10 protein-coding genes, 2 pseudogenes and 1 riboswitch are annotated in these 13,733 nt (G+C 64.0%); all 12 genes and pseudogenes read left to right on the top strand.

Annotated features, from left to right (window positions below; translation table 11 throughout):
• Positions 1-676: 676 nt before the first annotated feature.
• Positions 677-3,223, top strand: a complete 2,547-nt coding sequence (locus DXA70_RS13930) for a helicase associated domain-containing protein (RefSeq protein ID WP_128117417.1) — start codon at positions 677-679, stop codon at positions 3,221-3,223.
• Positions 3,124-3,432, top strand: coding sequence for a helicase associated domain-containing protein (locus tag DXA70_RS01635; protein WP_128117416.1), 309 nt, complete (start codon positions 3,124-3,126; stop codon positions 3,430-3,432). The genes DXA70_RS13930 and DXA70_RS01635 overlap by 100 nt, the downstream gene beginning before the upstream one ends.
• Positions 3,424-3,651, top strand: a riboswitch (cobalamin riboswitch). Its footprint overlaps the gene before it by 9 nt.
• A gap of 177 nt (positions 3,652-3,828) precedes the next feature.
• Positions 3,829-5,069: pseudogene (locus DXA70_RS01630) on the top strand (sirohydrochlorin cobaltochelatase).
• A 122-nt stretch (positions 5,070-5,191) separates the two neighbouring features.
• Entirely contained in the window at positions 5,192-6,076 is an 885-nt protein-coding gene (locus tag DXA70_RS01625; protein ID WP_128117415.1) for an iron transporter, read from the top strand.
• A gap of 4 nt (positions 6,077-6,080) precedes the next feature.
• The gene (locus DXA70_RS01620; RefSeq protein WP_128117414.1) at positions 6,081-7,226 is read left to right on the top strand and encodes an ABC transporter substrate-binding protein; all 1,146 of its coding nucleotides are present in this window, start codon (positions 6,081-6,083) and stop codon (positions 7,224-7,226) included.
• A 23-nt stretch (positions 7,227-7,249) separates the two neighbouring features.
• Complete coding sequence (locus DXA70_RS01615) at positions 7,250-8,269, top strand: iron ABC transporter permease (RefSeq protein WP_128117413.1); 1,020 nt, start codon at positions 7,250-7,252, stop codon at positions 8,267-8,269.
• Positions 8,266-10,227, top strand: coding sequence for a cobalt-precorrin-5B (C(1))-methyltransferase CbiD (gene cbiD / locus DXA70_RS01610; protein ID WP_128117412.1), 1,962 nt, complete (start codon positions 8,266-8,268; stop codon positions 10,225-10,227). Before DXA70_RS01615 ends, cbiD begins: the two co-directional genes overlap by 4 nt.
• Positions 10,209-10,916, top strand: a complete 708-nt coding sequence (gene cobI / locus DXA70_RS01605) for a precorrin-2 C(20)-methyltransferase (RefSeq protein WP_128117411.1) — start codon at positions 10,209-10,211, stop codon at positions 10,914-10,916. Before cbiD ends, cobI begins: the two co-directional genes overlap by 19 nt.
• A gap of 4 nt (positions 10,917-10,920) precedes the next feature.
• Entirely contained in the window at positions 10,921-11,688 is a 768-nt protein-coding gene (cobM, locus tag DXA70_RS01600; RefSeq protein ID WP_128117410.1) for a precorrin-4 C(11)-methyltransferase, read from the top strand.
• Positions 11,685-12,698 carry a cobalamin biosynthesis protein gene (locus DXA70_RS01595; protein ID WP_128117409.1) on the top strand — a complete coding sequence of 338 codons (1,014 nt, stop codon included), beginning with the start codon at positions 11,685-11,687 and terminating at the stop codon, positions 12,696-12,698. The genes cobM and DXA70_RS01595 overlap by 4 nt, the downstream gene beginning before the upstream one ends.
• On the top strand, positions 12,685-13,425 hold the full coding sequence (gene cobJ / locus DXA70_RS01590) for a precorrin-3B C(17)-methyltransferase (protein WP_128117408.1): 741 nt from the start codon (positions 12,685-12,687) through the stop codon (positions 13,423-13,425). Before DXA70_RS01595 ends, cobJ begins: the two co-directional genes overlap by 14 nt.
• Positions 13,422-13,679 (top strand): annotated as a pseudogene (locus DXA70_RS15235) (precorrin-6A/cobalt-precorrin-6A reductase); the annotation flags it as partial. The gene cobJ and the pseudogene DXA70_RS15235, both read left to right, overlap by 4 nt.
• Positions 13,680-13,733 lie beyond the last annotated feature (54 nt).

The raw sequence follows: 13,733 nt of genomic DNA, 5'->3' as shown, positions 1-13,733 counted from the left end.
GCCTACTTCGTGGGCACCGAGGTGGCCCTGAACCAGCTGCTGCCGACAGGCACCTCCGTGCCGCAGGACCGCGCCCAGCTGGCCCTCCTGCTCTGGAACACTGCAGGCCGCCCGGAGCCTGCCGCACTGCCCGCCTTTGCGGACGTGACAGACCCCGACACGGCCAAAGCGGCCCAGTGGTGCATGGAAGCAGGCTTCTTCCAGCCTCGTGAGGACGGCAATTTCAAGCCCGGCAAGCACGTTTCCCGCTGGAAAGTGCTCCGCACCTATCAGCGAATTGTAAAATAACCTCTCAGGCACCGAGCGCAAGCGAGGATGACGGACAGGTTGAAGAAAGGCAGAGCCTCTGTGCACCACGCGCGGGGGCTCCGCCTTTTTCATGTGAAACAAACTTTTGCCTAAAAAACAAGCTTGAATACAACAAATTACCCTGCAAGCAGCCCGGAATTGACAGCTGAATAGTGGTTTTTTGTGTCAACGGACCGGTTTGATGCAGTTTTTAATTGCCAATGGGAAAAGCACGGAAAATTTGCTTGACAAGAAATAAACTTTTGTAATAAAATAAAAATGAAATTCTATTTGAAAAGGAACCGGAGGCAGTTCACGCAATGGGAGCTGTGCCGGGTCTTCTTTTTTCTGGGATAAAAACCCCAACAACAGGAAAAAGGCGGAAACTATGGCAGAAAATTTGCAGGAATATTATAAGCGGATGGCGGAGGCCATTGACACCCAGCTGGAGCAGAAAGGGAAAGCCGCGCTGTTCTATCCCGTTGGAAGCGGCAGCGGGCGGATCGTCTGGGCGTGGATCAACGCTCACCCGGACGCGGCCGTGATCTGGGTGGTGCCCGGGGAGACCCGGCGCGGGATGCGGCTGGAAGAAGCCAAACGGATCGGCCAGGAGATCCCGCCGCGGGTGCAGCTGATCCACTGTGAGGACAATACACCGCAGCGCTGGCTGGAGCTGGCCAAGATCCGCCCGGCCTGCATCATCCTGGATGGCTCGCGGGAGTTTACGGCGTTTCCGTGTGGAGAGCGTGTCCGCTGGCTGCAGCGGTTCAGCCCGCAGGCGAAGCTGCTGGGCCTCATCGACACCGACCAGCCTGTCAGCTGCTGCCTGGCGGAAGCCATGTTTCAGGGGGCGGGCACGTTCTCCATTTCGCTGACGGAAGCGCTGGCCCGGGGCCTTGTCACGCCGCCTGCCGCGGATACCGTGCTCCTCTGGCCCGCCGAGACGGCGCTGGAAGAATTCCGCATCCAGATGAAGCAGTGGAACGCCGCGGGCGTCCCGGGCGTGGGCGAAAAAGTTTTCACCAATCTTCGCCGCGCGGTGGAAAAATGCGGCCCGGCGCTGCCCCGGCTGCGGGAGGCTCTGCCCAAGGGCAAGCAGCTGGTCCTGTGTGAGGACGCCGCTGCCATGCGGCGGGTGACGGAGAATTTGGAAGCCCTCTTCGGCCCGGACACAGAAGCCACCATCCTGAAAGACGGCTGGGATCAGGAGATGGCCGTGCGGTTTGCGGCTTCCCCGGCACGGGGCGCGCAGGTGCTGGTCACCGTCAGCACCCCCGGCGGGCTGGCGCGGCTGGCCGGAATGGCGGGTGCCGTGCTGGTCCGCTCCACCGGGCTGGAACAGAACCACCGCCGGATGCTGGCCCGGGCACTGGCGCTCTGCGGAGACTCCGCCCCGCTGGTGGAGCTCAACGTCTCGTTTGCGGGTCTGCGCAATGCAGAGGATCTGGTGCAGGGGACGGAACAGGCCGGCGGCACCGGGTTCCCGCTGGAGGAGCCGTACCAGGCCTGCATCCGTCCGGCCCGCCAACTGCAGCGCCAACTGGACGCTCAGTGGGAGCAGGCCTTTGCAGCCGCCAAAGAGGCCGCCGCAAAAGGGGATATCAATGAGCTGCCCCGCGGCTTTACCACGGAAGCCGGCTTTGGGCTGGGCCGCTGGCTGGAGCTGCAGCGACAGATCCAAGCCGGGGAAAAGCTCGGCCGCCTGACCGCCGAGCAGGCCGCCCGGCTGGAAAAGCTGGGCATCGCCTGGAAACAGCGGATGGAGCAGGCCTGGGAGCGGGGCTATGCCGCAGCCCGGGAGTACCGCGGAGAATACGGGAACCTGATGGTGCCGGTCCGCTACCGGGATAAAAACGGCTTTGCCCTGGGCGAGTGGATCGTTTACAACCGTCAGCGGTTCCTCGGCAACAATCTGTCCACCGACCGTGCCGAGCGGCTGGAAGCACTGGGCATGGTGTGGGACACCGTGCAGGACATCTGGGAGCAGAGCTACTGCGCGGCTGTCCAGTATTGGCTCGACCACGGCACGCTGGAAGTGCCGGTCAAGTACACCACCCCGGAGGGCGTGGCTCTGGGCGTCTGGCTGGGCAGCCAGCGGGCCGCCTACAAGGCGGGCACCATCAAGCCGGTGCAGAAAGCCTGGCTGGAGGCGCTGGACGTGGACTGGACCAACCGCAACGACCGCAAGTGGCAGGCCGCTTATGATGCCGCCGCGCGGTATTATCAGGCCCATGGCGACCTGAACGTCCCCTCGGAGTACATCGACCCGGACGGCGTGCTGCTGGGCAAGTGGGTCAGCCGCCAGCGTTACGCCTGGCAGAACCCGGACCGCAGCAGCGCGCGCCTTACCCCGGAGCGCAAGGCCCTGCTGGACCAGCTGGGCATGGTGTGGCAGAAGCCGGATTCCTGGCAGCACCGCTATGAGCTGGCCGCTGCCTACAAGGCCGCCCAGGGCAGCCTGGAGCTCCCGGCCCAGTACCGCACGGAAGAAGGAATCTGGCTGGGCAGCTGGCTCAGCCGCCAGAAGCAGCTGCTCCAGAAAGGGGATAAGAGCCTGAGCGGTGAGCGGGTCAAAGCCCTGAAAGAGCTCTTCCGGGGCGAGCTGGAGCGCCGGAGCGGGGCTGTCCGCACCCGTGCCCGCTGCAGCGTGCGGGAGCGGAACTGGCTCAACAACTACCGCCATGCCAAGGCTTACGCCAAGCGCCGGGAGATCTGCTGGTCCCTGCCAGCTATGTGGATGAAACGGGGTTCCGCCTTGGCGTCTGGATCTCCAACCTGCGGGCCGCCCGCAAGACGCGGCCTGACTCGTTCCAGGTCACGCCGGAGCATATCGCCATGCTGGACGAGATCGGGATGCAGTGGGACGCCCGGGAGGCCAAGTGGCAGTGCGCCCTCCGCCGGGCCGGGGAGTACCGCGCCGCCCACGGGGATCTGACCGTACCCGTCAATTATAAAACGGAGGATGGCTTCTGCCTGGGCGACTGGATCCGCCGGATGCGGGAGAGCTATGCAGCCCATGACGCCCGACTGACCCCGGAGCGGGTGGAAAACCTCAGCGCCCTGGGCATGGTCTGGACACCGGCAGAGGCTGAAAACCAATTGCATTTTTGGCGGGCTTGTGCTATACTAACCCCGTCTGAATAGAAAACAGCAGGTGCCTTTTGCCGCTTTCGGGCGGCGGAAAGGGTAAAAGAGAAGCGGGTGGGATTCCCGCACGATCTCGTCACTGTGATAAGGGAGCTTTGCGGCGTTGGCGCGTTTTGCGCCGGTCACTGGGGGAACCTCCGGGAAGGCAGCCGCGGGCGCGGGCAGTTCTGCCCGTCCCTTTCAGCCAGGAAACCTGCCTGCTGTTGGTACGGGAGCAGATGCTCCAGATCACGAGGAATTGGTTGTACCGAAAAGCCCAGAAATAACAGGGGTCTTTTTGTTGTGCACTCCGCGCGGCAAAAGGGCCCTTTTTGTGTCCGGGCGTACCGCCTGTACCCTTTCTGTCAGAAGATCCGCACACAAGCAAAAACAGGAAAGGAACAAACTAGAACCATGCGTAAACTCAATTGGAAAAAGCGTCGGCGAGTCTCCGCCGCTCTGGCGCTCTGCGTCGGCACCCTGGCAGGCTGCGGCAGCAGCGCTTCCAGCAGCACCGCCGCTTCCAGCGAGGCTGCATCCAGCACTGCCGCCAGCGAGGTGAGCAGCGAGGAGGCTGACGAAATGGCCGCAAAGAACGTGGCAGACCTGATCGACGCCATCTATGTGCAGGAGCGCAACGAGAACACCGATGAGCAGTGCAAGGCTGCCAAGGACGCCTGGGACGCTCTGACCGACGCCCAGAAAGAGCTGGTCGAGGGGGAAGAGGCTGATCCCGATTACTTTGGCCGCGACACCGGCGATGCTTCCAAGGATGACCCCCGCAATGAGGACAACATCGGCGACAACGAGCTGCTGGTGGTCAGCTTCGGCACCTCGTTCAACGACAGCCGCGTGAAAGACATCAAGGGCATCGAGGATGCTCTGCAGGCCGCTTACCCCGATTGGTCTGTCCGCCGTGCATTCACCGCTCAGATCATTATTAACCATGTCCAGGCTCGTGACGGCGAGAAGATCGACAACATGCAGCAGGCCATGGACCGTGCCGTTGCCAACGGCGTCAAGAATCTGGTCGTCCAGCCCACTCACCTGATGCACGGCGCTGAGTACGACGAGATGATGGAGATGATCGACGAGTACCGCGACAAGTTCGAGTCCGTCGCTGTGGCTGAGCCCCTGCTGGGTGAGGTCGGCGCTGACGCTACCGCGATCAACGAGGATAAGGAAGCGGTTGCCAAGGCTGTCACTGCCGAGGCGGTTGCCACTGCTGGTTACGACAGCGTAGAGGCTGCTGCCAAGGATGGCACTGCATTCGTCTTCATGGGCCACGGCACTTCTCACACCGCTAAAGTCAGCTACAGCCAGATGCAGACCGCCATGCAGACCCTGAGCTATGACAATGTCTTCATCGGCACTGTTGAGGGCGAGCCTGAGTCCACCTCCTGCGAGAATGTCATCGAGCTGTCAAGGCTGCCGGTTACACCAAGGTCGTGCTCCGCCCGCTGATGGTCGTTGCCGGCGACCACGCCAACAACGATATGGCCGGTGCGGACGAGGACTCCTGGCTGAGCCAGTTTGAGGCTTCCGGTGCATTCGACTCTGTCGATTGCCAGATCGCAGGCCTGGGCGGGGTTGCTGACGTCCAGCAGCTCTACGTTGCCCACACCAAGGCTGCCATCGACTCCCTGAACGGCTAAAATAGACCCGCGTTGCCCGGAAAGGGAGACCTTTTCGGGCAATTTTGTTTGTGTCCCCCTTTTCTGTTCCCCCAGTTGCGTGCTATACTATTCAAGTAATCTTGTTTTTGAGGTGTAATGCAATGAAATATACGCGTTTTGTTTCTCTGCTGGCAGTGTCCGCCCTGCTGGCTGCTTCTCTGGCTGGCTGCGGCAGCTCTGCTTCCAGCGTGGCTTCTTCCGCTTCCTCGGAGGCGGTGTCTTCCGCGGCGGAATCCGCTGTCTCCGAGGCCGCTTCCGAGAGTGCCGCTGCTTCTTCTGCACGGACGCTGGAAGACGGCACCTATACGGCGGAGTTTGATACCGACAGCAGCATGTTCCATGTCAATGAGGCCAGCGACGGCAAGGGCACGCTGACCGTGGAAGACGGCCAGATGACCCTGCACATCAGCCTGCAGTCCAAGAAGATCGTCAACCTCTATGTCGGTATGGCGGCGGATGCCCCGGACCATGAGGCCGACTGGCTCCAGCCCACCACCGACACCGTGACCTACTCCGACGGAACCTCCGAGGAAGTCTACGGCTTTGACGTCCCGGTGGAAGCACTGGACACCGATTTCCAGCTGGCCATCCTGGGCACCAAGGGCAAGTGGTATGACCACACCGTCAGCGTCCGCAATGTCGAGGCACAGGCCGCGGAGGCTGTGGAGACTCCCGCGGACGGCAGCTACACCTGCGAGGTGACGCTGGAGGGCGGCTCCGGCCGTGCCACCGTGGACAGCCCCACTGCCCTGACTGTGGCCGACGGCAAAATGACCGCCGCCATCGTCTGGTCCAGCCCCAACTATGACTATATGATCGTGGACGGCGAGAAGTACCTGCCCACCAACACCGAGGGCAATTCCACGTTTGAGATCCCGGTCTCTGCCCTTGGCGTTCCGCTCTCTGTTGTGGCGGATACCGTCGCCATGAGCACTCCCCATGAGATCGAGTACACCCTGACGTTCAGCGCCCCGAGCGAGAACTGATGCCATGAAGATCAACCGACGTCGATTCCTCAAAGCCCTCCCGACGGCTGCCCTGGCCCTGACGGCCTGCGGCAGCGGGCAGCAGGAGGCCCCTGCCACCACGGATACCCTTGTTCTGGACCACGCTTACCCGCTGGATTATGCCCGGCAATTCACGGCGGATGTTTATACCGATGGTTCCGTTCTGCTCACGATCGCGGAATCTGGGGACAAGTTCCTTGTCCGGCCCGAGGGAGCGGCGGAGCTTTCCGTCCTCCCGGAGGGAACCGTGGAGCTGCGCCAGCCGCTGGAAAATATTTACCTCGTGTCCAGCTCCATTATGGATTACTTCATCCATCTGGACGCGCTGGATTCCATCACTCTTTCCGGCACCCGGGCCGATGGCTGGTATCTCGACGAGGCCAAAGCCGCCATGGAGGCGGGCGAGATCACCTATGCGGGCAAGTACAGTGCGCCGGACTACGAGTGCATCCTGGCTGCCCACTGCAGCCTTGCCATTGAAAACACCATGATCTACCACACCCCGGAGGTCAAGGAGCAGCTGGAACACTTCGGGGTGCCGGTGCTGGTGGAGCGCTCCAGTTATGAGAGCGGCCCCCTTGCCCGGATGGAGTGGATCAAGTTCATTGGGCTGCTGCTGGGCAGAGCCGAAGAGGCCGAGCGCGTTTTCAGCGAGAAGATCGCGCGGATCGAGCCCGTTTTGCAGCAGGAGCCCACGGGCAAGACGGTGGCGTTCTTCTCCGTCACGGGAAATAACCTCATCACCGTCCGCAAGGGCGGGGATTATGTGGCCCAGATGATCGGGATGGCCGGCGGCAGCTATGTCTTTGCCAACCTCACGGACAATGGCAACAGCCTTTCCACCATGAATCTCCCACAGGAAACATTCTACGCCCAGGCCAGAGACGCCGATGTGCTCATTTACAACAGCACCATCGAGGGCGTGGTGGATACCCGGGAGCAGCTGGTGAAAAAATGCGCCATGCTGGCCGATTTCAAAGCCGTCCAGTCCGGTGACTGCTGGTGCACTTCCAAGAGCTTTTTCCAGCAGAGCATGGCCCTGCCGGACCTCATTTTGGATATGAACCGTGTCTTCACCGAGGGCGACCCCGCCCCGGAGGAGCTGACCCTCTTACAGAAAATTTCCTGACGGTATGTTAAAAGGAGTACCCCATGACCACCCCCAAACGCCTCACACGGACCTACCTCGCCCTCACGGCGGGGCTTTTGGTGCTGTTTGGCATGAATCTGCTGTGGGGCAGCGTTTCGCTGACCCCGCAGGCCGTGCTGGCGGCCCTGCTGGGCAAAGGGCAGGACGCGCTCTCCATGGGCATCATCCTGCAGCTGCGGCTCCCCCGGGCGGTCATGGTGATCCTGCTGGGGGCGGCGCTCTCGGCAGCAGGCTATCTGCTCCAGACCTTTTTTGCCAACCCCATTGCGGGCCCGTTTGTCATGGGCATTTCCAGCGGTGCCAAGCTGGCCGTGGCCCTCACCATGGTGATATTCCTCAATCAGGGGCGCTTCACCAGCTCGGCGGCGCTCATCATAGCCGCCTTTGCGGGTGCCATGGTGGCGATGGCCTTTGTGCTGGCTGTGGCCCGGCGGGTGCAGCGGATGAGCATTCTGGTCATCTGCGGCGTCATGATCGGCTATATCTGCTCTGCCATCACGGACATCGTGGTCACTTTTGCGCAGGACTCCAACATCGTCAACCTCCACAACTGGTCCATGGGCAGCTTTTCGGGCGTTACCTGGGGCAATGTGCAGGTGGCGGCCTGCGTGGTGCTTCCGGCCCTGGCAGCGGCGTTCTGCCTCTCCAAGCCCATGGCGGCTTACCAGCTGGGGGAAAGTTACGCCAAAAGCGTGGGCGTGGCGGTGCGGCCATTCAGCATGGCGCTGGTGCTTCTTTCCAGCCTGCTGGCGGCCTGCGTCACGGCCTTTGCCGGGCCGATCTCCTTTGTGGGCATCGCGGTGCCCCACCTCGTCAAGGGAGCACTGGGCAGCGCCAAACCCTTGCACGTCCTGCCGGGCTGCGCGCTGGGCGGGGCGGCGTTCTGCCTGCTCTGTGACCTCATCGCCCGCAGCCTGTTTGCCCCTACTGAGCTGTCCATCAGCTCGGTCACGGCCGTGTTCGGCGCACCGGTGGTCATCTGGCTGCTGATCCGCCGCCAGACACAGGAGGGGGAACGATGAGTTATTACTGCGAGACAAAAGACCTGGCTGTGGGCTACACCAAAGCCCTTTTACAAAATATCGCGCTGGGGGTGGAGCGGGGCCAGATCCTGACCCTCGTGGGCCCCAACGGCGCGGGCAAATCCACCCTGCTCAAAACGCTGGCAGGCCAGCTGGCCCCGCAGGGCGGTGCGGTGCTGCTGGACGGCGCGGAGCTTTCCACGCTGTCCGGCAACGCCCGGGCCCGCAAAATGGCCCTGATGCTGCCCCACACCCGCCGCACGGAGCTCACCACCTGCTTCACGCTGGCGGCGGCGGGCCGCTACCCCTACACCGGGCGGCTGGGCGTCCTCTCGGCAGAGGACAGAGCGCAGGTGCGCGCCGCCCTCAGATTGGTGGGCGCGGAGGCCCTCGCCGACCGGGATTTCAACAAGATCAGCGATGGCCAGCGCCAGCGGGTGCTGCTGGCCCGGGCGATCTGCCAGCAGCCAGAGATCATTCTGCTGGATGAGCCTACGTCTTTTTTGGATATCAAGGGCAAAGTGGAACTGCTGGGCATCCTGAAACAGCTGGCCCGGGAGCGGAACATGGCCGTTCTGCTCAGTCTGCATGAGCTGGATCTCGCCCGCAAAATTTCGGACAAAGTGGTCTGCGTCTCGCCTGAGGCTGTTTCCGGTGTGCTGACGCCCGAAGAAGCGTTCACCAAAGAAAATATCTGCCGCATCTACCACCTGACGGCGGAGGAGTACACGTTTCTCTATGGCCCGGACGCCGCGGTGCAGACGCCTGCCCCGCAGGCAGAGGCCCCCAAAAAGCCAAGACCCAAATTCGAGCACTATGTCCGCAGCGGGCAGAAACTGCTCCGCTGCGGTTATACCACCGGCACCTGTGCGGCATTGGGCGCGGCAGGAGCCGCCCGGCTCCTGCTTACCGGACGCACGCCGGAAACGGTCGCTCTCCGCACCCCAAAAGGCATTGTGGTGGAGGTGGCCCCGCTGGCCTGCCATCCAACGGAAGACGGTGCTGTCTGCGTGATTGAAAAGGACGGCGGTGACGATGCCGACGTGACCACCGGCCTGCCCGTTGCGGCGGAAGTGGTCCTGAAACCGGAACGCGCGGATGTGCAGATCTTCGGCGGGCCGGGGGTGGGCCGGGTGACAAAGCCGGGCCTTGACCAGCCGGTGGGCGAAGCCGCCATCAATCATGTCCCCCGGGAGATGATCGCGGAGGCCCTGCAAAAAGAAGCCGAATCCGCCGGTTATGCGGGCGGTTTTGCCGTGATTGTTTCCATTGAGGGTGGTGCCGAGGTGGCCAAGCGGACGTTCAACCCCCATATCGGGGTGGAGGGCGGCCTCAGCGTGCTGGGCACCAGCGGCATCGTGGAGCCCATGAGTGAGCAGGCCCTGCTGGACACCATCCAGCTGGAAATGAATCAGGCTCGCCTCCGCCCCCACTCGGGTACGCCCCAGCGGCTGATCCTGGCCCCGGGCAACTATGGGCTGGATTACCTCCACGGCACCCTGCCCCGGCTGGAAAAGATCCCGGTGGTCAAGTGCTCCAACTTCATTGGTGACACGCTGGATATGGCGGCCGCCGCCGGGTTTGAGGAAGTGCTGCTCATCGGCCATGTGGGCAAGCTGTGCAAGCTGGCGGGCGGCATCATGAACACCCACTCCCACACGGCGGACTGCCGCACCGAGCTCTTCTGCACCTACGCCGCCCTCAGCGGGGCGGGGCAGGAGGTCTGCGCGGCCCTCCTCCACGCGGCCACCACGGACGCCTGCATTGAGATCCTGGACAAAGCAGGCCTCCGGGCCCCGGTGCTGGCCGGGCTGGTGGATGCCATCCAGACCCACCTCGACCGCCGCGCGGCCGGGGCGTTCCGTGTGGGAGCCATCCTCTTTTCCAACCAGTATGGCCCGCTGGGCCAGACCGAGACTGCAAAGGAGCTGCTGCACGCATGGACACAGGAAACCTGAAAAAAGGCCGTTTCTACGGCGTCAGCGTCGGCCCGGGCGACCCCGAGCTGATGACCCTGAAAGCCGTGCGCTGCCTGGAGCGCTGCCCCGTGCTGGCGGCACCGCAGACCGCTTCCGGGCGGATGCTGGCGCTGGACATTGCCAGAGGGGCGGCAGACCTCCGCGGCAAGACCATCCTGCCCCTGCACTTTGTCATGAGCCGGGAGGAAGAAGCCCTGCGCGCTTCCCACCAGGAGGCCGCGGAGAAAGTCCGGGCCTGCCTGGATGCCGGGCAGGACGTGGCCATGCTCAACCTGGGGGATGTGTCGGTCTACGCCACCTACGGCTATCTGGAAGAGATTTTAAAAGAGCAGGGGTATGAGACGTACCGCATTGCCGGGGTGCCCAGCTTCTGCGCCGCCGCGGCCCGGCTGGGCTGCAGCCTGACAGGCGGGATGGAGCAGCCGCTGACCATCGCTCCGGGCCGCCACGCCGACGAAGTGCTGGAGGCCCCGGGCACGAAAGTGCTGATGAAGACGGGCCGCCAGCTGCCCCGGACGCTGGAAGCGCTGGCCCGGCACGGGCTTTTGGAAAAAAGTGCGATGGTCTGCAACTGCGGTCTGCCGGACGAGGCCGTTTTCCCAGCACTGACGGATTATGACCCGGCACAGGACGCCGGATATTTTGCAACCATTCTGGTAAAGGAGTAACGCCATGGTTCATTTTGTGGGGGCGGGCCCCGGCGCGCCCGATCTGATCACCCAGCGGGGCGCGGCCCTGCTGCAGGGGGCTGACTGCATCATCTACGCGGGCAGTCTGGTCAACCCGGCCCTGCTGGGGCTGGCAAAGCCCGGCTGTGCCATCTACAACAGCGCCGAGATGACGCTGGAACAGGTGCTGGACACCATGCGCCGGATGGAAGCGGCGGGCAAGACCACCGTCCGCCTCCACACCGGCGACCCCTGCCTTTACGGGGCCATCCGGGAGCAGATGGATGCACTGGACACCGACGGCATCCCCTACGATGATACCCCTGGTGTGTCCAGCTTCTGCGGGGCGGCGGCGGCCCTCTGTGCCGAGTACACCCTGCCCACCGTCAGCCAGACCGTCATCATCACCCGGATGGAGGGCCGCACCCCGGTGCCGGAAAAAGAAAAGCTGCAATCCCTCGCCGCCCACGGGGCCACCATGGTCATCTTCCTGTCCATCGGTCTGGTGGCAAAGGTGCAGGAGGCTCTGCTGGCCGGCGGGGCCTACACGGCAGATACCCCGGCGGCGGTGGTCTATAAGGCCACCTGGCCGGAAGAAAAAGTGGTGCGCTGCACCGTCGGCTCCCTGGCCGAGAGCACCAAGGCGGCGGGCATCACCAAAACGGCCCTCATCGTGGTAGGCGATTTCCTGGGCACCCGGTACGAGCGCAGCAAGCTCTACGACCCCGCCTTTGCCACCGAGTACCGCCCCGCCACGGAGTCAAAGCAATGAGCCGCGCCTATCTGGCCTTTACAGAAAAAGGCATGGCTCTGGCCCACCGGCTGGCCCGGGCACTGCCCGGCAGCGTTTCCCGCTGCGGCGCGGGCGGCGTCCGGCTGGCGGAGTGGACTCGTACGCAGTTTGCACAAGCGGACGCCCTGATTTTTGTGGGAGCTGCCGGAATCGCCGTGCGGGCCATTGCGCCCCACTGCCGCAGCAAAGCCGCCGACCCCGCCGTTGTGGTGCTGGATGAGTGCGGGCGGTTTGCCGTGCCGCTGTTGTCCGGCCACCTGGGCGGGGCCAATGCCCTGGCCCGGGCGCTGGCGGAAGCCTGCGGGGCGGTGCCTGTCATCACCACCGCCACCGATGCCAACGGCGTCTTTGCCGTGGACGAGTGGGCCAAAGCCCAGGGCTGCACGGTGCTGGAGCCGGAGCGGATCAAGCTGGTCAGCGGGGCGCTGCTGGCCGGGCACACCGTCCGGCTGGCATCGGACTGGCCCGTGCAGGGCACTCCGCCCGCCGGGGTGGCGTTGGCTGGGGCAGGAGAAGCGGCGGATTTTGCCCTGACCCTCACCCCGGGAAAAACAGCCCCGGAAGCGCTGCATCTGGTACCCCGCATCGGGGTGCTGGGGGTGGGCTGCAAGCGGGGAACCACAGCTGACCAGCTGGAAGCGGCCTTTGCGGCTTTTTGTGCCGCCCATGGCCTTGCCCCGGCGGGCATCCGCGGCGCGGCCAGCATTGATTTAAAACAGGACGAGCCCGGCTTGGCGGCATTCTGTGCCGCCCACGGCTGGCCCATCACTTTTTATACGGCCCGGCAGCTGCAGGCCGTGGAGGGCCATTTTACCCCCTCGGCCTTTGTCCGCAGCGTGACCGGGGTGGACAATGTCTGTGAGCGGGCCGCCGTCTGTGCGGCGGACGGGCCGCTGCAGGTGCCCAAACAGGCGGGCGGCGGCGTCACGCTGGCGCTGGCCGCAAAACCATTTGCCCCGGATTGGAGTTGGAAGGATGCAGAACCATAACATTGTTTTCGTCGTGGGCCTTGGCCCGGGCGGCGCGCGGTTTTTGACCGCGCAGGCGCAGAGTGCCTTACAACAGGCAGAGGTGCTGTGCGGCTATACGGTCTATCTGGACCTTGTGCGCCCCCTTTTCCCGGAAAAAGAAACCTATTCCACCGGCATGACCAAAGAGCTGGACCGCTGCCGCTGGGCGCTGGAAACGGCGCAGGCAGGCCGCTCCGTGGCGCTGGTCTGCTCCGGCGATGCCGGGGTCTACGGCATGGCCAGCCCGCTGCTGGAGCTGGCGCGGGGCTACCCGGATGTCACCGTGGAGGTGGTGCCCGGGCTGACGGCGGCCCTCTCCGGCGGAGCCGTGCTGGGAGCCCCGCTGGCCCACGATTTCTGCGTCATCTCTCTTTCGGACCGGCTCACCCCGTGGGAAGTCATCGAGACGCGGCTGGCCTGTGCCGCCAGGGGCGATTTTGCGCTGGCACTCTATAACCCCTCTTCCAAGGGCCGCCCGGATTACCTGCAAAAAGCGGTCCGCATTTTACTGGCCAACGGGAAAACGCCGGAGACGGTCTGCGGCATCGTCCGCAACATTGGCCGGGAGGGGCAGGAAAAACGTGTCCTGACGCTGGCCGAGCTGGAAAAGACGCAGGTGGATATGTTCACCACCGTCTTCATCGGCAACGCCGCCACCCGTGAGCTGGCTGGCCGGATGGTCACGCCCCGGGGGTACAAGCGATGAGAGCGGTCGTGTTCAGCGGTACCACCGAGGGCCGCGCGTTCTCCAAACAGCTGGGGGCCCTTGGGGCGGATGTCCTCGTCAGCGTGGCGACGGACCTCGGGGCGGAGGAGCAGGGAAGTGCTCCCGGTGTCACCGTCCGGGCCGGGCGGCTGGAACCGGAAGCGATGGTCTCCCTGCTGCAGGGAGCGGACCTCTGTATCGACGCCACCCACCCCTACGCCGTGGAGGCTACCAAAAATATCCGAGCGGCGGCGGCCCGGGCGGGGGTGGAATACCACCGCCTGCTCCGGGCCCCAGCCCGCTGCCGG

The organism is Faecalibacterium sp. OF04-11AC, from assembly GCF_003460645.1.
Taxonomy (GTDB): Bacteria; Bacillota; Clostridia; order Oscillospirales; family Ruminococcaceae; genus Faecalibacterium; species Faecalibacterium prausnitzii_I.
The sequence above is the reverse complement of the archived record's forward strand: the minus strand, read 5'-3'. Positions and strand labels throughout refer to the sequence as shown.

Coding starts and splice junctions, on each gene's coding strand:
- DXA70_RS13930 (WP_128117417.1), top strand. CDS start 677: ATGGCAGAAAATTTGCAGGAATATTATAAGCGGATGGCGGAGGCCATT.
- DXA70_RS01635 (WP_128117416.1), top strand. CDS start 3,124: ATGCTGGACGAGATCGGGATGCAGTGGGACGCCCGGGAGGCCAAGTGG.
- DXA70_RS01625 (WP_128117415.1), top strand. CDS start 5,192: ATGAAATATACGCGTTTTGTTTCTCTGCTGGCAGTGTCCGCCCTGCTG.
- DXA70_RS01620 (WP_128117414.1), top strand. CDS start 6,081: ATGAAGATCAACCGACGTCGATTCCTCAAAGCCCTCCCGACGGCTGCC.
- DXA70_RS01615 (WP_128117413.1), top strand. CDS start 7,250: ATGACCACCCCCAAACGCCTCACACGGACCTACCTCGCCCTCACGGCG.
- cbiD (WP_128117412.1), top strand. CDS start 8,266: ATGAGTTATTACTGCGAGACAAAAGACCTGGCTGTGGGCTACACCAAA.
- cobI (WP_128117411.1), top strand. CDS start 10,209: ATGGACACAGGAAACCTGAAAAAAGGCCGTTTCTACGGCGTCAGCGTC.
- cobM (WP_128117410.1), top strand. CDS start 10,921: ATGGTTCATTTTGTGGGGGCGGGCCCCGGCGCGCCCGATCTGATCACC.
- DXA70_RS01595 (WP_128117409.1), top strand. CDS start 11,685: ATGAGCCGCGCCTATCTGGCCTTTACAGAAAAAGGCATGGCTCTGGCC.
- cobJ (WP_128117408.1), top strand. CDS start 12,685: ATGCAGAACCATAACATTGTTTTCGTCGTGGGCCTTGGCCCGGGCGGC.